Raw genomic sequence first — 19,455 nt, 5'->3', positions numbered from 1 at the left:
GGCTTTTCTACATCTACATTCTTTTTTTAGCTTCTGCTTTGATTTTTTCAACTACTTCTTGAATGTTCAAGCCAGTTGTATCAAGGTAGACAGCATCCTCTGCTTGTTTGAGAGGCGAAGTCTCACGATGACTATCCTTGTAGTCACGCGCAGCAATTTCCTCTTTTAGGGTTTCAAGGTCTGTTTCAATCCCCTTGGCAATATTTTCCTTGTAACGGCGCTCTGCTCTTTCATCTACCGAAGCTACTAGGAAAATTTTCAATTCTGCTTGTGGCAATACAACAGTCCCAATATCGCGACCGTCCATGACAATCCCACCTTGCTGGGCAATCTCTTGTTGGAGAGAAACTAGTTTCTCTCGTACTTCAGGAATTGCTGCAATAGCTGAAACATGATTGGTCACTTCATTTTCACGAATAGGATGGGTGATATCCACATCTCCTACAAAGACAAGTTGTTCTCCAGTTTCTGAGCGTCCAAAACTGATTGGATGCTGGTCCAATAAGGCTAAAAGTTCTTCAACTTGTTCAACTCCTAATTGGTTCCTGAGAGCCATGTAGGTCGCTGCACGATACATAGCACCTGTATCTAGGTAGGTGAATCCAAAATCCTTGGCAATAATCTTTGCGACCGTACTCTTGCCACTTGAAGCAGGACCGTCAATAGCAATTTGAATCGTCTTCATTTATGACTCCTATCTAGTCTTAATCACATCTCCAGGATTAGCAAACCAAGATCCTGTAGCCATATGCCCAGGATTCAAAGCCTCTAACTGAGCAATCGAGATTCCTGCACGAGCGGCAATGGCTGCTTCTCCTTCTCCAGCCATAACTTTTGTAGTCCCTTCTGGATCATTTGGATGTTCTGAGCTACTAGATGACTCTTCTACCTTCTCCTCTGAACTAGAAGATGCCTGCTCTGAACTACTACTAGAAGTAGAAGAAACTTGCTCTACTTTTGTATCTGAATCGTGAAAATCTTTCAAGGCTGCTGTGCGATTACTCCCACCCGATGAAAGATAGATAAGAACAATAATCATCACAACTACAATCACAAAGAAAATACTTGCTAAAATAGTCAAGATACGATTAGCCAGCACTCCTCCACCTTGTTCTCTCTTACGACGTTCTGATCTTGTTTCTTCTTGATTCTCATAAATATCTTCTTGCCACGGTTCTTTTGCCATACCTTACTCCTTGTTTTTTTTTACTTTTCTTATTACAATATAAATATGAAAATCACACTTATACCTGAACGTTGCATTGCCTGTGGGCTTTGCCAAACTTATTCTGATTTATTTGATTACCACGATAATGGAATCGTGCGTTTTTACGATGACCCTGACCAACTAGAAAAAGAAATCTCTCCTAGTCAGGACGTCGTAGAAGCTGTTAGAAACTGTCCGACACGTGCCTTGATTAAAGATTAACTCTAATATCGACAGGAACGTTCCACTCCTTCTAGTTTAGCATATTTCCATGCAAAATTATAGTCTTTTCTCTTTATTTTTTTCTGTAAAATCAGGAAGGTCACTTTTTTCTTTGACGAGATAAAGTGGTCTTTTTTTAGTCTCTAGATAAATCTTACTTATATACTTGCCGAGAATCCCAATGGTCAAGAGTTGAATCCCACCAAGGAAGAGAATAACAGCCATCAGAGAGGTCCAACCTGATGTCGGATTGCCCAAAATGAGAGTCCGTACCACAACAAAAAAGGTCATAAGCAGAGAAATAAAACAAGATAGGAGACCTGCCACAAAGGCTATAATCAAGGGAAAATCTGAAAAGTTAACAATCCCTTCAATAGAGTAGAAAAAGAGTTGCCTAAAACTCCAACTGGTCTTGCCAGCCTGCCTTTCGACATTTGGATAGTCCAGATAGTGAGTTTTAAAGCCGACCCAGGCAAAGAGCCCCTTTGAAAAACGATTGGACTCAGTCAAGCTTAAAATGGAATCTACTACAGATCTTCTCATCATGCGAAAATCACGGACACCTGACGGCAGGGCTACTGGACTAATTTTTTTCATGAAGCCGTAAAATAGATCAGCACAAAAACTGCGAAAGAAGGGTTCTCCCTCCCGACTAGTTCTCCGTGTTCCTACACAGTCTAAATCTGCATTCTGGTCTAGTAAGGTTTTCATCTCAAGCAACATACCAGGAGGATCCTGGAGGTCTGCATCCATCACCACCACCAAATCCCCTGTCGCATATTGCAAGCCTGCATAGAGGGCTGCTTCTTTGCCAAAATTTCGCGAGAAAGAAATATAATGAACTGCCGGATTTTGCTCCCGATAGGTCTTTAAGAGTTCCAAAGTCCCATCACTTGAGCCATCGTCGACAAAGACATACTCGATTTCTGTTTCCAAATCTGGAAGTAAAGCTTCCAAAGCCTGATAAAAAAGAGGAAGTACTTCCTCTTCGTTTAAACAGGGGACAATGATTGATATCACCATCTTAGTCTTCAAATCCATTTGGATGCTTGCTTTGCCAACGCCATGCGTCTTCACACATTTGGGTGATGCCTAATTCTGCTTCCCAGCCCAGTTCTGCTTTGGCTTTTGCAGGATCTGAATAGCAGGCTGCGATATCCCCTGGGCGACGGTCTACGATGCGGTAAGGAATTGGACGTCCCACCGCTTTTTCCATATTTTGGATAATTTCAAGAACTGAGTAGCCTTTACCTGTTCCAAGGTTATAAACGTTTAGGCCTGAACCTTTTTGGATTTTTTTCAGAGCTGCGACGTGACCTTTAGCCAAATCGACAACGTGGATATAGTCACGAACACCAGTTCCGTCTTCCGTATCGTAATCGTCTCCAAATACTTGCACTTGCTCTAATTTCCCAACGGCTACTTGAGTCACATATGGCAAAAGGTTATTTGGAATACCATTTGGATTTTCTCCTAAATCACCACTCTCATGGGCTCCGATTGGGTTGAAATAACGAAGTAAAACCACATTCCATTCTGAGTCTGCCTTGTAGATATCTGTCAAAATTTCCTCAAGCATAAGCTTAGTGCGGCCATATGGATTGGTCACTGAAAGTGGGAAATCTTCCAAGATTGGCACTGTATGAGGATCTCCGTAAACTGTCGCAGAAGAACTGAAAATGATGTTTTTACAGTTGTTTTCTTCCATGACCTTCAAGAGACTAACAGTTCCAGCGATATTGTTGTCATAGTAGGCAAGAGGAATACGGGTAGATTCACCGACAGCCTTCAAGCCAGCAAAGTGAATGACCCCTGTTGGTTCTTCTTGTTTGAAAATGTCACGAAGAGTATCTGTATCACGAATATCTACCTCATAGAAAGGCACTTCAACTCCTGTAATTCTCTCAACAACTTCTAAACTTTTTCTATTACTATTCACAAGGTTATCCACCACAACAACCTGATGACCTGCTTGGATTAACTCAATAACAGTGTGGGTTCCAATAAAACCTGCTCCACCCGTTACCAAAATCTTTTCTTGCATCTTTTTTCCTCGATTCTCGGATTATTTTTTCTTATTTTACCATTTTTGATAGGGAATGTCATTTGCCATCCTAGAGGGGAGGCTAAAATTTAAGTAAAATTCCTATACTTTTCGAAAATCTCTTCAAACCACGTCAACGTCGCCTTGCCGTGGGTATGATTACTGACTTCGTCAGTTCGATCCACAACCTCAAAACAGTGTTTTGAGCTGACTTCGTCAGTTCTATCCACAACCTCAAAGCAGTGCTTTAATCAGCCCGCGGCTAGTTTCCTAGTTTGTTCTTTGATTTTCATTGAGTATTATTCGCTTTTTACTTGTTTGACATAGTTTTCAATTGGGTAGTTTAGAGGGTCCAAGGTCAACTCCTTGTCTTGGATCAGTTGGGCTAGGTGGTAACCAATGATAGGACCAGTTGTGAGGCCTGATGAACCAAGTCCACTAGCAGCATAGATACCTGCTAATTCTGGCACCTGCCCAAAGAAAGGAGAGAAATCGCTGGTATAGGCACGGATTCCCACTCGTTCACTTCTGGAAGTTGCTTCCGATAAAGCAGGATAGTGAGGCAAGGCTGCCTCCTCCATTTGTTTGAGCAAGGTTTTATCTACCGTCAAATCAAATCCCATGTCATTTTCGTGGGTAGCACCCAAGGACAATTTCCCACCTGCAAAAGGAATCAAATCCCACTCCCCTTCTGGCATAACAACAGGGTAAGCTTCCATGTCTTGGGCAAGTTGATAATCTCGGAGTTGCCCCTTTTGGGGACGAACATCTACTTCATAACCTAAAGGCTCTAACAGGTGTCCCAACCAAGCTCCCGTCGCCAAAATAACTTGATCAAACACCTCTTCGCCAATCTGGTAGCCTGATGCTAAAGGTGTCAGAATTACTTTTTCTTTGACCAGCTTGACCTGACTGGCTTCTAGTAAACGAGTCACTAAGAGTTGACCATCTACTCTCGCTCCACCAGAAGCATAGAGCAAGCGATCAAATCCCTGCAAGCCAGGGAATAATTCATTAGCTGATGCTGGGTCCAGAATGGCTAATTGCCCTATCAAGGGAGATTCTTCTCTGCGCTGGAGGGCTAGTTGATAGAGTTCTTCCAACTTAGTTTCATCCTTTTTCAGGATAAAGACTCCCGAACGTTGGTAAAAGTCGATTTCTTGCCCTGACTTTTCTAAATCAGCCAACAAGTCCACATAAAAATCAGCCCCCAAGCGCGCCATCTTGTACCAGGCCTTATTACGGCGTTTGGAAAACCAAGGACTGATAATTCCTGCTGCGGCCTTGGTAGCCTGACCTTGTCCATGGTCAAAGACGGTTACTTCTAGGTCACTTTCTTTCGAGAGGTAGTAGGCTGCTGTTGCTCCCACAATTCCTGCTCCGATAATAGCAACTTTTTTCATTGTTTTCACTTTCTAACTAGATATGGTGGAAAGGATTGGTCGATGCTTGACTAGGTACAATATCGATTGTCCAGCCCTTTTCTCCTTTCCATTGATTAAGAAGCTCTGCAATTTTTTCCACAAAAAGCACTTCAATATAATGACCTGGGTCCAATGCTAGCAAACCATCAGACAGCATATCCTGAGCAGTGTGGTAGTAAATATCACCAGTGATATAGACATCCGCTCCTTTAGCTAAAGCATCCTTATAGAAAGACTGCCCGCTCCCACCACAGATGGCCACTCTTGAAATAGGCTTCTGTATATCAGTCTCTTGATAATGCACCAATCGAAGACTATCTAAACCAAAGACTTTCTTGACATGTTGGGCTAATTCTCCAAAGGTCTGAGGCTGAATATTTCCAATACGTCCAATCCCACGTTCAGGGCCTGTTTCCTGCAGATAAGTCGTTTCCTCGATACCTAGCATCTGACAGAACCAGTCATTAAGGCCATTTTCAACGATGTCAATATTGGTATGGCTGACATAAACTGCAATGTCATGCTTGATGAGATCAATGTAAATCTGATTTTGCGGACGGCTAGCTACCAAATCCTTGATGGGACGGAAAATCGGCGCGTGCTTGACAATAATCAAGTCCACACCCTTTTCAATGGCTTCAGCCACCGTTTCTTCACGAATATCCAGAGCTACCATGACCCTTTGGATATCCTTGTCTAAAGTGCCAATTTGCAGACCACGACTGTCTCCCTCCATTGAAAATTCCTGAGGGCAAAAGGCTTCATACGCGTTAATCACTTCACTTGCTAACATGGGGCACCTCCTTGATGGCTTGAATTTTATCTACAAGAACTTGACGTTCCTCCAGATTTTTTTCTGGAATTTGGTTAAGGGCAAATTCTAGCTTAGCTGCTTCTTTTTGCCATTTTTGGACAAAGACTGGGCTGATTTCTTTGGACAAGAAGGGACCAAAGCGAACATCACTGGCTGATAGCCTCATTTGTCCAGCTTCCACCACCAAAATCTCGTAAAACTTACCAGCTTCTTCTAGAATGCTTTCAGCTACAATCTGAAAACTGTTCTCTTGTAACCAGATACGCAAATCATCTTCACGATTATTGGGCTGGAGGATCAATCGTTCTACATTAGCTAACTTGTCCAAGCCTTCTTCTAAAATCCTAGCAATCAAACGACCACCCATACCAGCAATGGTAATGACAGACACTTGGTCTGCCTCTTCAAAGGCTGCCAAGCCATTTGCTAAACGAACCTGGATTTTCTCCTTTAGGCCGTTAGCCTCAACATTTTTGACCGCAGACTGATAGGGACCTTCCACCACCTCACCCGCAATAGCACTTTTGATTTGTCCTCTTTCGACCAACTCGATAGGCAGATAAGCATGGTCACTTCCCACATCTAGTAAAATGGCTCCCTGTGGCACAAAGGAAGCCACCAATTCTAATCTCTTTGAAATCATCTTCTCTCACTTTCCAAAACTCTATTACCTCTTATTATACCACATTTCAGCTGGCAATCTTGTACCTAAAAAGACCGCAATCCACAGATTGCAGCCTTTCTTTATTTTCTGGCTTGATAGCGACTAGTCAGGATGAAAATCACGGTAAAGACCAACATCATGACACCATAAACAGGTAATGTTTGTCCTGTTAAGGTTGAAATTTCAAGCAGTTTTTGAATTCTTGGGAAGAGAGCTGTGGCTAGGAAGCCTCCTACTGACCAAACAATCAAGAGGACACGCCATAGGGTAAATGGCATGCAGGCTCTAAATACGGATAAGAAACCAATTGACCCCAAGAGATAATAGAGTAGAGTTGAGATTTCTAACTCAGACCAACCTTGGCTACTTCCGAATATTTTCACAAACAGGACGCTGAAGACGACCATGAGAGCACTTGGTAGGGCACGAAGCATAGATCTTCTGAGGAAGTTTGGCTCGACAGGTTTGATATTTCGCTCAAAAGTCAGAACGAATGGTGGGAAACCTTCCACGAACTGGTCAATCATAGTAATCTGGATTGGAATGAAGGGAAAAATCAAAATCCACTCAGTTCGACCTAGTAAAGCACTGGCAATACAGATGACCGCTAATAGGAAAGAATAGATGGTCTTTATCAAGAAAATCGGGGCGATGTGGGCAATGTTATTGACCACACGACGACCTTCAAAGAGAATCTCAGGAACATCATTAAAGTCTGAGTTCAAGAGAACCAGATTGGCAATCTGACGTGTTGCCGGGTCTCCTTCCGCCATTACGATAGAGCAATCCGCCTCACGAAGAGCCAAGATATCATTAACACCGTCCCCTGTCATAGCTGTTGTATGCCCCGCTTTTTTCAGTGTTTGGATAATGAGTTTCTTTTGATGAGGGGAAACACGTCCGAAAATAGCTGTCTCCTCAGCCATAGCAATCAATTCCTCATCCGTGATTTTTGAGCAATCTACATAGCTCTGATAGTCTACAAAACCTGCTTTTTGGGCAATACTTGAAACAGTGACTGGATTATCACCAGAGATAATCTTGAGGCCCACTTCCTGAGAACGGAGATAGTCCAGCGTCTCTGCTGCTCCCTCTCGAATCGGGTCCAAGATTTCCAGCAAGGCTAGAGCCTGAATATCAGATGGTTTTTGTGGTTTGTGATGGTCTAATTTCTCCTGACTGAGAGCCAAGACCAAGACACGTGACCCTCTCTCCAAGGCCTCTCTGGCTTCTGGGACCTCAGAATCCAGCAACATCTCAGGCGCCCCTAAGAAAACTGTTCCCAAACCTTCTAACTCCATGGCTCCCCACTTGCGGTCGCTTGAGAAAGGAAGATTAGAGATCATAGGGTAGGCTACCTGACCTTGGAAACGTTGGCGAATAGCTTGGGCTGTTGGATTCTTATCCTCACTATAGGCCATATAACTAGTCAAAATGCTGGCAATAGCCTCATCACCATAAGTTTCCGTCAGCGGAATAACAGCCTCCACCTGCATCTTTCCTTGGGTGATGGTGCCCGTCTTGTCCAGACAGAGCATATCCACGCGCGCCAAGGTCTCAACAGAATACATCTCCTGCACCAAGACCTTTTTCAAGCCCAGTTTGATCACTGCAGTCAAGAGAGAAGTAATGGTCAAAAGGGCAATTCCCTTGGGCAACATTCCCAAAAGGGCTGTCGACGAATTTACAACGGATGACTTGAGAGGCAGGCCTTTTAAAAGTAAGGCTTCTAGCAAGAGAGCCAGACCAAAGGGAATGATAATCTTCCCAGTAAAACCAGCTAACCTGTCCAACGATTTCATGATACGGGAGTTGATGGGTTTCACTGTCTTGGCTTCCAGCATGAGTTTGGCAGCATAGTTGTCAGCCCCGACATGGTGAACTTGAGCCAAAACTGACCCACTGGCTAAGAAACTTCCTGACAAAAGCAAGGCGTCAACTTCCTTTTGCACCAAATCACTTTCCCCCGTCAACATGGCTTCATTGACTTCCGCAAATCCTTCCAGAACCAAGGCATCACTGGGAATCTGCTCCCCAGCAGACAAACGAATGACGTCTCCTAGCACCAATTCTTCAGGATTGAGGGCAACTTCCTGTCCATCACGAATGGTTTTGACCTTTTCCTTGGTCATGAGATTGAGCTTATCTACCATGTGTTTAGCCCGCAGCTCGGTCACAATACCAGAAAAGGCGTTAAAGCAGATAACAGCAAAGAAGACCAGATTGCTCCAAGCCTGCACAAAGGCAAGGGCCAAAGCAATGACAAAGTTCAAAGCGTTAAAAAGAGTAAAGACATTTCGTTTGATGATTTGCCAAGTGCTGGTACTGGTCGAAGCAGTAAAATCATTGACCAAGCCCTTAGCCTGTCTTTCCTTGACTTCTCTTTGGGTTAATCCCATAATCTTATTTTTATCCATAAATTCTATCATATCATTTTTTCTAAAAGAATTCTAATCTCATCCCAAATATGGACCTAGTCAAGGGAAAAGTTTGCCAGCCCTCCTTTGATAAGGTATAATAATAACAAGAAAATAATCGAAGGAGATCGTATGTTTTATACTTATTTACGTGGATTGGTTGTCTTGCTCTTATGGTCCATCAATGGCAATGCCCACTATCATAATACTGATAAAATTCCTAATCAAGATGAAAATTATATTTTAGTTGCGCCTCACCGTACCTGGTGGGATCCTGTTTACATGGCCTTTGCGACCAAGCCAAAACAATTTATCTTTATGGCAAAAAAAGAACTCTTTAACAACCGTATCTTTGGTTGGTGGATTCGTATGTGTGGTGCCTTTCCTATCGACCGTGAAAATCCTAGCGCCTCAGCCATCAAATATCCTATCAATGTTCTCAAAAAAAGTGACCGCTCTCTCATCATGTTTCCAAGTGGGAGCCGTCACTCAAACGATGTCAAGGGAGGCGTAGCTCTGATTGCCAAGATGGCCAAGGTTCGTATCATGCCTGTTACCTATACAGGTCCCATGACTTTAAAAGGCTTGGTTAGCCGTGAGCGTGTTGATATGAACTTTGGAAATCCAATAGATATCTCAGATATCAAAAAAATGAATGATGAAGGCATCGAAATGGTTGCAGACCGTATCCAAACAGAATTCCAACGTCTGGACCAAGAAACTAAACAATGGCACAACGATAAAAAACCGAACCCACTCTGGTGGTTTATCCGCATCCCTGCCCTCATCCTTGCCATTATCCTTGCTATCTTAACCATCATCTTTAGCTTTATCGCAAGCTTCGTCTGGAATCCAGATAAGAAGAGAGAGGCTCTTGGTTAAAAAATACAACAATCCCTTGGCAAAAGCCAAGGGATAATTCTTTTATTTGATTTTCCATTTTTGGGCCAACCAGCTAGAAAAGGTTAGAAATCGCTCAGCCACTTGTTCATGGTGCCCATAAGGATCAAAGACAAACTGACCTTTCGGATAGCGTTTTTGAAGATCGGTATGGATCTGTTCAGCATAGGCTGGTGCTTGAGCCAAGCGATTAATATGGTGTGCTCCTTCTGTTTGACCATTCTGTAAATACAGCAAACAATCCAAATTTTTCACATTCTCATCCTTGCAGTAAGTCACAAAATCAGGATACCAAAAGGAACCGCAGATCGAAAAGACACAGGAAACCTTGTCAAAGCTGAAAAGACTGTAGACTGCCACCAAACCACCTAGTGAATAACCTCCATAAGCAAGGCGAGTTTCGTCCAGACGATAAAGCGACTGCAACTTATCTAAAAAACCTCCAAATAAATGTTCATGATAGGCATTTGCCTGACCGCCAAAATCTGGAGCCCCATCTCTCAGAGCAGCTGCTTTCCAAGGAGTGTAGTCATCTAGGCGATTTTTAGAGGTCAAGCCCACTAAAATCACAGATTCTGAAAGGGACGATAGGAAGTCCAAGTTTCCATCATTCAAGAGAATCGCTGGATAGATTTGATTGGAATCATAGGTCGAAGGAAGACTGACCTTGACTTGGATTCCTTCCCAATCAAACTCATTATTTATTGATAAAGTCATTGATTTTCTCAAGGGAATCAATCACTGCTGGACCGTAATCCATCAACTCATCGTAAGATATAGTCATGATTTTTTGATTCTTAATAGCAGGAACACCTTCCAAAACAGCATTTGCCTTCATCAACTCTACTGCTTTTTCATCCAATTTTTTATTGCGATCGCTGGTTACATAGATAATCAATTCAGGATCCATTGACACGAGATTTTCCAAGGTCAAGCCTGATGTTCCCGTTGCAACATTTGTATAACCAAGTTGGTTCAGCAAACTTTCTTGTAAAGCAGACTTGTAGGCACCGAAGGTTTGATCATTATAAGCAACCATAATCAAAGCCTTTTTCTTTTCACCTTGGCTTGCTGGATTTGCTTTCTTAACAGCGTCAATTTTAGTTTGTAATTGGGCTGCGTATTCATTGGCCTTGTTCTGAACATTAAAAATCATTCCAAGATTTTTGACATCTTCTACGATATTCCCCAAATCTTGCTGAATCGTTGAGAGAGAAGCTTTTTGCGTATAAACTGGGATTTTATTTTCATTCCAAGTGCTAACTGTCCCCAAGGATTTTTCAGAAAACATCATGTTTCGCCCCATCACAGCGTCTGGCTCATAAGAAAGAACTGTTTCTTGTGAGACTGTTTTTTTATCTCCAATTTGAGGAATCGTCGCAATCGCGTCCTTATATTTATCTGTTACAGCATTGTCAGGGTTGAGCATGCCAGCAAGTTTATCCTTCAACCCCAACTCCAATAAGATTTCAGTAGTTGAAAGATTGTTGGTGATCACTTTTTCAGGTGCCTTGTCAAAAACTTGTTCAACTTCAGTTCCTTTTGCATCATAGGTTTTGACCGTTAGCGGATAAGTCGTCTCTGTACTGGCCTTTTGACTTGTTTCTGCGCTTGATTGTGTCGTAGCTTTTTCTGTAGTAGTGTTGCCACAAGCTGCCATGGTTAGGGTAGCTACTGTTACCAGTAAAATACTGAGTGTTTTTTTCATCTTGTTTTCCTTTTCATTCTTATAAATAGTGAATCATAGCTTGCTGATCCTCGGTCCAAGTCACCTGACTTTGAACTCCGTATACAGTTTGCAATGACTCAGGGGTGATGGTCTCCTTTGGAGTCCCTTGGTAAAGGATTTCTCCCTCTTTCATCAGATAGAGATAATCCGAATAGCGACAAGCAAGTTGAATATCATGTAGGACAGCTAGAACATTGACCTTGAGATTCTTCACAATGGCCAATAAGTCTAGCTGATACCTGATATCCAGGTGATTGGTTGGTTCGTCCAGGAGCAAGAGAGTCGGTTCTTGCGCCAAGGCTCGGGCTAACAAAACTCGCTGTTTCTCTCCCCCTGACAGAGACGAATAGAGACGAGTTTTCTTCTCGAGCATATCCACCTTAACGAGGGCATCTTGAACGAGGGCATAATCCCTTTCCCTTTCCTTCTGTAAAAAAGAGAGGTGAGGAGTTCTTCCCAGCAAGACGATTTCTTCAACTGTACAATCAAACTGCAGCTGGTTAAACTGAGTTACAACTGCCATTTGCTTGGCTGTTTCTTTGAGTGTCCATTGTTCCAGAGGCTTTCCATCTAGGCTTATCAAGCCTTTGTCCACCTTTTCCTGACGATAGAGGAGTTTAAGTAGACTGGTTTTTCCACTTCCATTTGGTCCTAGTATCGTGTGAAATTGATGCCCCTCAACCTTAAGAGAGACTCCTTTGAGGATTTTTTTCTCTCCTAGTCCAAAATGGATATCCTGACAAATCAAATCCATATCAGACCCTCACCTCCCTTCGCCTACCTCCAACAATGTAGATAAAGAAGGGAGCACCTACCAAGGCTGTGAAAATACCAATAGGAAGCTCTGCGTTTGGAATGATGATGCGAGAGAGTACATCTGCCCAGATGACAAAGAGGGCACCTAGCAAGGTTGCAACAGGAAAAAGCCTCTTGTAATTCGTTCCTACTAATCCTCGAGCTAAATGTGGAGTAATCAGACCGACAAATCCAATAATCCCACAGGTTGCCACTAAGACTGCTGTCAGCACAGCCACCATGGTCACATAAAGATACCAATAAAAGCGTAAGGGAATCCCCAAAGTTAAAGCAGCCTCATCTCCCATCATCATCGCATTGAAAACACGATACTGAGTAGAGAAAAATAGAAAGGCTATTCCTACTACTATAGTTGGCAGGACCAAGTCTGCCCAGGAAGTCCCAGCGAGCGAGCCCATGGTCCAAAACTTAATGGTCATCACACTGTCCGCATTAGCGCCGACTGAGATAATAAAGTTTGAAAAAGCCAGAAAGAGAGCGTTGACCACCGTTCCTGATAAGATCAGACTAGAAGTCGTCATCCTTCCCTGCATAGAGGCAATGATGAGGACAGCAATTGTTGCCAAAATAGCCCCAAGAAAAGCTCCAAGGCTAATCATCACTTTTAAACCAAGAATGATGCTCAAGGTTGCTCCTAGAGTTGCACCCGCAGAGATGCCTAAGACATAGGGCTCAGCGATGGGATTGTTTACCGTGGACTGCATCACACTACCACACATAGAAAGGCCTGCTCCTACTATCAGACCTAACAATACTCGAGGGAATCTCATGTTCCATACAATGGCAAGAGTAGACTTGGAAACCTCTCCTATCTCAAGAGGAAATCCCAGCCTGCTCAAAATAATCCGATAGGTATCTCCTAGATCAATCGCAACAGATCCCATTGAAACTGCTAGAAAGAGAGAAATCCCTAAAATACCTAGCAAAACAACTAAAAGTAGCACAAATTGCTGGTCTTGTCGGCTTCCAGAAAATTTGGAAAGCATGCAAACCTCCTTTGATAGAATCTTAAAAATTTAGAAAATTCTCATGAAAAGTATACCATATTTTCAACAATGGAACAAGATGAGAAAAATAAATATAGTTAGTCTTACAGTGCTAATAATCGTAACCGAAGATTATACTTGAGTATATCGAGGTAAGGTGCCAACGCAAAAAGCCCTCTGAAGTCAGAGAGCTAATTTGAGATTAGGATAAAATCCTAGTGAAACAAAAAAATCTACACGATCAGAAAAGTCTCTATCGTGCCATTCTCATACATGATGTATAGTCCAAGTAGAATGAATACTAAGGGCACAATGATTCGCTCGTATTTTTCAATTGTCTCGAATATTAACGGAATAGAGGATAACACCCGACTAATCTCGCATAAGATAATTATGCCGATTACAAACACAAGCAACGCCACGAGGGTCTGTGACCAATCTAACGAAGCAAAATAAGGTATATAGATACCTAAATTATCTCCGCCAGACGCAATTGTTAGCAATGTAACTGTCCAAAACAGTTGATTTGCCTTGCTTTGTTCTAATCTTTCAATAATTTCTTCCTCTTCTTCCTCTTCTTCCTCACCTTCTCCAACAATTGCAAAGCAAATCCCTAAATAGATAGGGATTAAACCAAGCAATCCAACCATCCATTCTTCAGGCACAAAATTAACGACATAAGCAGCAACTAAACTCGCCCCTACAAGTAAGCCTGTGCCTAGATATTGCCCCGCATAAATATGCCATTTTTGTTTATTCTGTGATAGCTGTGCAAATAAAATAAATAAAATAAAATAATTAAATAATCGATACTGGTGGAAATATAAACACCAATAGCAGATATGATTGTCTGTCCCATAAAAAACCTCCTGTATTAGTCAGTAATAAATCAGCAGATTTTAGGAGAGCACAGACACATTAATTTAGCTATCGCTAGTGGGTAATGTCGAACATAGGAAAGCATTTTACTCCTCCTCAAAACGTAGTTACAAAGTAATTTCTAACTGGAATTCGGTGACTACTTCCATGTAAAGTATAACATACTATACTTTACTTCGTAAAGTGTGGGCTCTCCGAGGGGGATTGCAGACAGCTACTCGGCTTTTCAAGCCGAGTAGCTACGCACCTTTATGGTGTAATTAGCTGATACCATTTGAGGTTTTTGTAGTCTCCAAAATTGTGACCGATAAAACAAACACCCTTTGTGGGCAATCTTTATCGAGGTTTTTGTAGTCTCCAAAATTGTGACCGATAAAACAAATTAGTTGCTCTTGAAATGGAACGGTGCGTTTTTGTAGTCTCCAAAATTGTGACCGATAAAACTTTATAACCAGCATATTTCCCCATATTTCAGTTTTTGTAGTCTCCAAAATTGTGACCGATAAAACTCTAGACGCAGAATTAACATGAATACATAGGTTTTTGTAGTCTCCAAAATTGTGACCGATAAAACCTCAATAAAAGAGCCCTCTGAAAATCAGAGAGCTAGTTTGAGATTGAGATAAAATCCATACAAAAAAGCTACCCAATTTAGAGTAGCTTCATTATCAAGATATGCTCAATTGAACACGGCCTAAGCACTTGGCAAAAAAGATAAAATCTCCTAGAAACTGAAGTTTCTTCGTCAATTTTCCTATTTTTGCTTTGTGCTTTTGACGGCCTTTGTATCTTGAATTAGCGACGAAGTCCTAGAGAGTTGATCAACTCACGGTAACGGTTAACGTCGTTTTTACGCAAGTATGCAAGCAAGTTACGACGGCGACCGATTTTTTTCATCAATCCACGGTAAGTAGCGTGGTCTTTTTTGTGTTGTTTGATGTGTTCGTTAAGGTGGTTGATTTCCCAAGTAAGGACAGCAACTTGAACCTCTACTGAACCTGTATCACCTTCGTGACGTGCATATTGTGCGATGATTTCATTTTTTTTCTCTTTTGAGATTGCCATGATGTTTCTCCTTTTTATTTGGCTTCATCCGAGTGACAGGTTGGCATGCCTGTAACCAAGAAGAAGTTATTTGTCTTTACGACAATCCCTATTCTACCAATAACTAACTTCTTTGTCAACAGATTTACTTTCTTGTTTTAAACATGCTATAATAATCATAGCAAGAGATTTAAGTTATCTGTTTTTTTAAAACGAGGTGATTATCATGCGTAGATTCTATTTCCATCTCCCCTACTATCTGGTCATATCCTTCTTTTATTGGCCACTTTATGAGTTGTTCTTGCTAGTTGTTTCTGACCCCCTTACACTCAAGGGACTCTATATAAACAATCTTCTCTTCTTTACACCTCTGGTAATCTTGATTATATCGCTACTCTATAGCTACCGTTTCCGTTTCTCACTTTGGTGGTTAATTGGTAACGGACTGCTCTTTTGCTTTACTATCATAACCTTTGGTGAATTTATCTGGTTTTACTTTTTAGCCTATGAAATCTTTGCTCTGGTGGGCATGGCTTCCGGTATTGGCATCAAGCATATTCTACAAAAAATGAAAAACAAAAAACTTTCACAAAATCCTTGAAAAATCTCACAATCATGCTATAATAATCCATAGAGACAAGTCACTTAGTCCCTTTCTACTAGAGAGTGCGTGGTTGCTGGAAACGCATAGAGAGCCTAAACTGATACTACTCTTGAGTTTTTTATGAAAACATAAAACGGTGGCCACGTTAGAGCCAATCAGAGGTGTCCCTCTTTTTTGAGGAACATAAATGAAGGTGGAACCACGTTGCGACGTCCTTTTGAGGATGTCGCTTTTTGTTTTTCTAGCTTTCACAATTCTCTATCCCTGTTTTCAGAATAGGGTTAACACATTCGTCAATAATATAAGTAAGGAGAACATCATGATTAACATTACTTTCCCAGATGGCGCTGTTCGTGAATTCGAATCTGGCGTTACTACTTTTGAAATTGCCCAATCTATCAGCAATTCCCTAGCTAAAAAAGCCTTGGCTGGTAAATTCAACGGCAAACTCATCGACACTACTCGTGCTATCACTGAAGATGGAAGCATCGAAATTGTGACACCTGATCACGAAGATGCCCTTCCAATCTTGCGTCACTCAGCTGCTCACTTGTTCGCCCAAGCAGCTCGTCGTCTTTTCCCAGACATTCACTTGGGAGTTGGTCCAGCCATCGAAGATGGTTTCTACTACGATACTGACAACACAGCTGGTCAAATCTCTAACGAAGACCTTCCTCGTATCGAAGAAGAAATGCAAAAAATCGTCAAAGAAAACTTCCCATCAATTCGTGAAGAAGTGACTAAAGACGAGGCACGTGAAATCTTCAAGAACGACCCTTACAAGTTGGAATTGATTGAAGAACACTCAGAAGACGAAGGTGGTTTGACTATCTATCGTCAAGGTGAGTATGTAGACCTTTGCCGTGGCCCACACGTCCCTTCAACAGGCCGCATCCAAATCTTCCACCTTCTCCATGTAGCAGGTGCTTACTGGCGTGGAAATAGCGACAACGCTATGATGCAACGTATCTACGGTACAGCTTGGTTCGACAAGAAAGACTTGAAAAACTACCTCCAAATGCGTGAAGAAGCTAAGGAACGTGACCACCGTAAACTTGGTAAAGAGCTTGATCTCTTCATGATTTCTCAAGAGGTTGGTCAAGGACTTCCATTCTGGTTGCCAAATGGTGCGACTATTCGTCGTGAGTTGGAACGCTATATCGTTGACAAGGAGTTGGCTTCAGGCTACCAACACGTTTACACTCCACCACTTGCTTCTGTTGAACTTTACAAGACTTCTGGTCACTGGGATCATTACCAAGAAGACATGTTCCCAACTATGGACATGGGGGACGGGGAAGAATTTGTCCTTCGTCCAATGAACTGTCCGCACCACATCCAAGTCTTCAAACACCATGTTCACTCTTACCGTGAATTGCCAATCCGTATCGCTGAAATCGGTATGATGCACCGTTATGAAAAATCAGGTGCCCTTACTGGTCTTCAACGTGTACGTGAAATGTCTCTTAACGACGGTCACCTTTTCGTTACTCCAGAACAAATCCAAGAAGAATTCCAGCGTGCCCTTCAGTTGATTATCGATGTTTATGAAGATTTCAACTTGACTGAATACCGCTTCCGCCTCTCTCTTCGTGACCCTCAAGATACTCACAAGTACTTTGATAACGATGAGATGTGGGAAAATGCTCAAACCATGCTTCGTGCAGCCCTTGATGAAATGGGCGTGGACTACTTTGAAGCCGAAGGTGAAGCAGCCTTCTACGGACCAAAATTGGATATTCAAGTTAAGACCGCTCTTGGAAAAGAAGAAACTCTTTCTACTATCCAACTTGACTTCTTGCTTCCAGAACGCTTCGACCTTAAATATATCGGAGCTGATGGTGAAGAGCACCGTCCAGTTATGATCCACCGTGGAGTTATCTCAACTATGGAACGCTTCACAGCTATCTTGATTGAGAACTACAAGGGTGCCTTCCCAACATGGCTAGCACCTCACCAAGTAACTCTCATCCCAGTATCTAACGAAAAACACGTGGACTACGCATGGGAAGTAGCTAAAAAACTCCGTGACCGTGGTGTCCGTGCAGATGTAGATGAGCGCAATGAAAAAATGCAGTTCAAGATCCGTGCGTCACAAACAAGCAAGATTCCTTACCAATTGATCGTTGGGGACAAGGAAATGGAAGACGGAACTGTTAACGTTCGTCGCTATGGCCAAAAAGAAACACAAACTGTCTCAGTTAATGACTTTGTTCAAGCTATCCTAGCTGATATCGCCAACAAATCACGCGTTGAGAAATAAGAGATAAAATCCTAGCTACCTAAAAAGCAACAACTATTTTGTACTGACCCCAAAAAGTTAGACAATTAATTTATCCGAAGGATTTAGTTCTGTATTGCACAGGACTGAGTCCTTTTAGTTTTACCTTAATTCGTTTATTGTTGTAGTAATCAATATAGTCTACAATGGCTTGTTCCAATTGGTTGAGCGACTCAAATGACTTCTCATAACCATAAAACATCTCCGATTTCAGAATACCAAAGAAAGATTCCATCATGCCGTTGTCTGGGCTGTTACCTTTACGTGACATGGATGCTTGAATTCCCTTACCCTCTAGAAACTGATGATAAGAATCGTGTTGATATTGCCAGCCTTGGTCACTATGGAGAATCGTATTCTCGTAGCGCTTCTCTGTGAATGCTTGTTCCAACATTGTTTTTACTTGTTCTAAGTTGGGTGAAGTTGAAAGATTATAGGCGATAATTTCGCTATTAAAGCCATCTAAAACTGGTGATAAGTAAAGCTTTTGAGCGCTTGCTGGAATGGCAAATTCTGTCACGTCCGTATAACACTTTTCCATTGGTTTAGCTGCTTCAAATTGGCGTTGAATAAGGTTGTCTGCTTTCTTGCCAACATCTCCTTTATGAGAAGAATACTTGCGTTTCTTGCGGATTCTAGCTTGTAAATTGAGCACTTTCATCAAGCGTTGAACTCTTTTATGATTGACCACATAACCACGATTTCTTAATTCTAAATGGATTCGACGATAGCCGTAATTTCCTTTTTGTTCGGTAAAAATAGCTTGAATTTCAGCTTTAAGCTTTTGATCCTTATCTGGTTTGTCTAGCTGTTTCAAATGATAGTAGTAGGTCGAACGAGCGAGTTTAATGGTTTTTAGAAGAATATCTAACGAAAAATCAGTGATTAATTCTTGAACAATTTCTGTCTTTCTTCTTTCTCTTTTTCCTCCTTCAAGCGGAGTTCTCTCAACTTTTTTAGGACAGCATTCTCCGCTCTCAGATACTCGTTTTCTGCTTGAAGTCGTTCTAACTCTGTCATCTCTTCGGGTTTCTTCTTTGGTTTACGTCCCATTTTAGGTACTCTCCCTCTTGTTTTCTCAACAATAGTATACCCGTTTTTCTTGTATTGTGCCATCCAATTTGGAAGCATACCACGATTTGGGAGAGCATATTCGAGAGAAACTCTATCTTGAGACCAGTTTTCATGTAGGACTTTATCAATCATTTCTTGTTTTAATTCAGGAGAATAGTAACGATTTTTTTCTTTTTTGACGAACTCTATTCCATAACGATCAATCAATTTAATCATGTACCTAATATTAGAATTGTTTATCCCAAATTTATTTGAAAGCTTCTCTAAGCTATATCCTTGTTTTCTAAGTTCATAGATCTGAACTTTATCATCATAAGTTAATTTCATAATAAAAACACCCCAAAAGTTAG

The 19,455-nt window shown here is 41.7% G+C and carries 18 protein-coding genes, 2 pseudogenes and 1 CRISPR repeat array; of the genes and pseudogenes, 5 read left to right on the top strand and 15 right to left on the bottom strand.

The genetic code is table 11. The annotated features are described in order from the left end of the window. Positions 1-13: 13 nt before the first annotated feature. Positions 14-685, bottom strand: coding sequence for a (d)CMP kinase (gene cmk, locus ADJ60_RS09625; protein WP_000849387.1), 672 nt, complete (start codon positions 683-685; stop codon positions 14-16). Between the two features lie 9 nt (positions 686-694). Next, positions 695-1,186, bottom strand: a complete 492-nt coding sequence (locus ADJ60_RS09620; RefSeq protein ID WP_023946238.1) for an SAG1386/EF1546 family surface-associated protein — start codon at positions 1,184-1,186, stop codon at positions 695-697. Positions 1,187-1,231: 45 nt separating this feature from the next. Here ADJ60_RS09620 and ADJ60_RS11310 point away from each other — a divergent pair, with 45 nt between their 5' ends. Further along, positions 1,232-1,429, top strand: coding sequence for a ferredoxin (locus ADJ60_RS11310; protein WP_161683526.1), 198 nt, complete (start codon positions 1,232-1,234; stop codon positions 1,427-1,429). 57 nt (positions 1,430-1,486) lie between these two features. Here ADJ60_RS11310 and ADJ60_RS09615 read toward each other — a convergent pair whose 3' ends face one another. From ADJ60_RS09615 to ADJ60_RS09590, 6 genes are all read right to left on the bottom strand, one after another. Continuing rightward, positions 1,487-2,452, bottom strand: coding sequence for a glycosyltransferase family 2 protein (locus tag ADJ60_RS09615; protein ID WP_049544768.1), 966 nt, complete (start codon positions 2,450-2,452; stop codon positions 1,487-1,489). A 1-nt stretch (position 2,453) separates the two neighbouring features. After that, a complete protein-coding gene (galE, locus tag ADJ60_RS09610; RefSeq protein WP_049544760.1) occupies positions 2,454-3,473 on the bottom strand; it encodes a UDP-glucose 4-epimerase GalE in 1,020 nt (339 codons plus the stop codon). Between the two features lie 299 nt (positions 3,474-3,772). Continuing rightward, entirely contained in the window at positions 3,773-4,876 is a 1,104-nt protein-coding gene (locus ADJ60_RS09605; RefSeq protein ID WP_049544759.1) for an NAD(P)/FAD-dependent oxidoreductase, read from the bottom strand. Between the two features lie 16 nt (positions 4,877-4,892). Further along, positions 4,893-5,690: a Nif3-like dinuclear metal center hexameric protein gene (locus ADJ60_RS09600; RefSeq protein WP_049544758.1), complete on the bottom strand. Its 798-nt coding sequence runs from the start codon at positions 5,688-5,690 to the stop codon at positions 4,893-4,895. Next, complete coding sequence (locus ADJ60_RS09595) at positions 5,677-6,354, bottom strand: tRNA (adenine(22)-N(1))-methyltransferase (RefSeq protein ID WP_049544757.1); 678 nt, start codon at positions 6,352-6,354, stop codon at positions 5,677-5,679. Before ADJ60_RS09595 ends, ADJ60_RS09600 begins: the two co-directional genes overlap by 14 nt. 101 nt (positions 6,355-6,455) lie before the next feature. After that, positions 6,456-8,792, bottom strand: coding sequence for a cation-translocating P-type ATPase (locus ADJ60_RS09590; RefSeq protein ID WP_049544767.1), 2,337 nt, complete (start codon positions 8,790-8,792; stop codon positions 6,456-6,458). Positions 8,793-8,924: 132 nt separating this feature from the next. Here ADJ60_RS09590 and ADJ60_RS09585 point away from each other — a divergent pair, with 132 nt between their 5' ends. Further along, complete coding sequence (locus ADJ60_RS09585; protein WP_049544756.1) at positions 8,925-9,674, top strand: lysophospholipid acyltransferase family protein; 750 nt, start codon at positions 8,925-8,927, stop codon at positions 9,672-9,674. A gap of 42 nt (positions 9,675-9,716) precedes the next feature. Here the strand turns inward: ADJ60_RS09585 and ADJ60_RS09580 are convergent, their stop codons facing one another. The 6 genes and pseudogenes from ADJ60_RS09580 to rpsO all read right to left on the bottom strand — a co-directional run bounded on the left by ADJ60_RS09580 (position 9,717) and on the right by rpsO (position 15,167). Further along, positions 9,717-10,409 carry an alpha/beta hydrolase-fold protein gene (locus tag ADJ60_RS09580; protein WP_049544755.1) on the bottom strand — a complete coding sequence of 231 codons (693 nt, stop codon included), beginning with the start codon at positions 10,407-10,409 and terminating at the stop codon, positions 9,717-9,719. Further along, complete coding sequence (locus ADJ60_RS09575; RefSeq protein WP_049544754.1) at positions 10,390-11,400, bottom strand: ABC transporter substrate-binding protein; 1,011 nt, start codon at positions 11,398-11,400, stop codon at positions 10,390-10,392. The genes ADJ60_RS09580 and ADJ60_RS09575 overlap by 20 nt, the downstream gene beginning before the upstream one ends. 19 nt (positions 11,401-11,419) lie before the next feature. Beyond that, positions 11,420-12,175, bottom strand: a complete 756-nt coding sequence (locus tag ADJ60_RS09570) for an ABC transporter ATP-binding protein (RefSeq protein WP_049544753.1) — start codon at positions 12,173-12,175, stop codon at positions 11,420-11,422. A 1-nt stretch (position 12,176) separates the two neighbouring features. Then, entirely contained in the window at positions 12,177-13,223 is a 1,047-nt protein-coding gene (locus ADJ60_RS09565; protein ID WP_049544752.1) for a FecCD family ABC transporter permease, read from the bottom strand. A 233-nt stretch (positions 13,224-13,456) separates the two neighbouring features. Next, positions 13,457-14,082, bottom strand: a pseudogene (locus ADJ60_RS09560) (CadD family cadmium resistance transporter). A gap of 299 nt (positions 14,083-14,381) precedes the next feature. Beyond that, positions 14,382-14,676: direct repeats of the CRISPR family, unit length 35 nt; unit sequence GTTTTTGTAGTCTCCAAAATTGTGACCGATAAAAC. Between the two features lie 221 nt (positions 14,677-14,897). Then, a complete protein-coding gene (rpsO, locus tag ADJ60_RS09555) occupies positions 14,898-15,167 on the bottom strand; it encodes a 30S ribosomal protein S15 (RefSeq protein WP_001018251.1) in 270 nt (89 codons plus the stop codon). 205 nt (positions 15,168-15,372) lie between these two features. Here rpsO and ADJ60_RS11590 point away from each other — a divergent pair, with 205 nt between their 5' ends. The 3 genes and pseudogenes from ADJ60_RS11590 (at position 15,373) to thrS (ending at position 18,013) form a co-directional block, all read left to right on the top strand. Beyond that, complete coding sequence (locus ADJ60_RS11590) at positions 15,373-15,747, top strand: hypothetical protein (protein WP_033684881.1); 375 nt, start codon at positions 15,373-15,375, stop codon at positions 15,745-15,747. A 73-nt stretch (positions 15,748-15,820) separates the two neighbouring features. Beyond that, positions 15,821-16,029 (top strand): annotated as a pseudogene (locus ADJ60_RS11920) (hypothetical protein). A 40-nt stretch (positions 16,030-16,069) separates the two neighbouring features. Beyond that, entirely contained in the window at positions 16,070-18,013 is a 1,944-nt protein-coding gene (gene thrS, locus ADJ60_RS09545) for a threonine--tRNA ligase (protein ID WP_049544751.1), read from the top strand. 70 nt (positions 18,014-18,083) lie between these two features. On the opposite strand, the gene ADJ60_RS11295 is transcribed toward thrS, so the two are convergent. Next, positions 18,084-19,432 (bottom strand): IS3 family transposase gene (locus ADJ60_RS11295; protein WP_152907437.1). Its coding sequence is split into 2 segments (ribosomal slippage): positions 18,084-18,991 and positions 18,991-19,432, totalling 1,350 coding nucleotides; the frame shifts between segments, so codons are not numbered across the junction. Between the last annotated feature and the right edge of the window lie 23 nt (positions 19,433-19,455).

It is taken from the genome of Streptococcus pseudopneumoniae (assembly GCF_001076775.1).
Lineage (GTDB): Bacteria > Bacillota > Bacilli > Lactobacillales > Streptococcaceae > Streptococcus > Streptococcus pseudopneumoniae_G.
The sequence above is the reverse complement of the archived record's forward strand: the minus strand, read 5'-3'. Positions and strand labels throughout refer to the sequence as shown.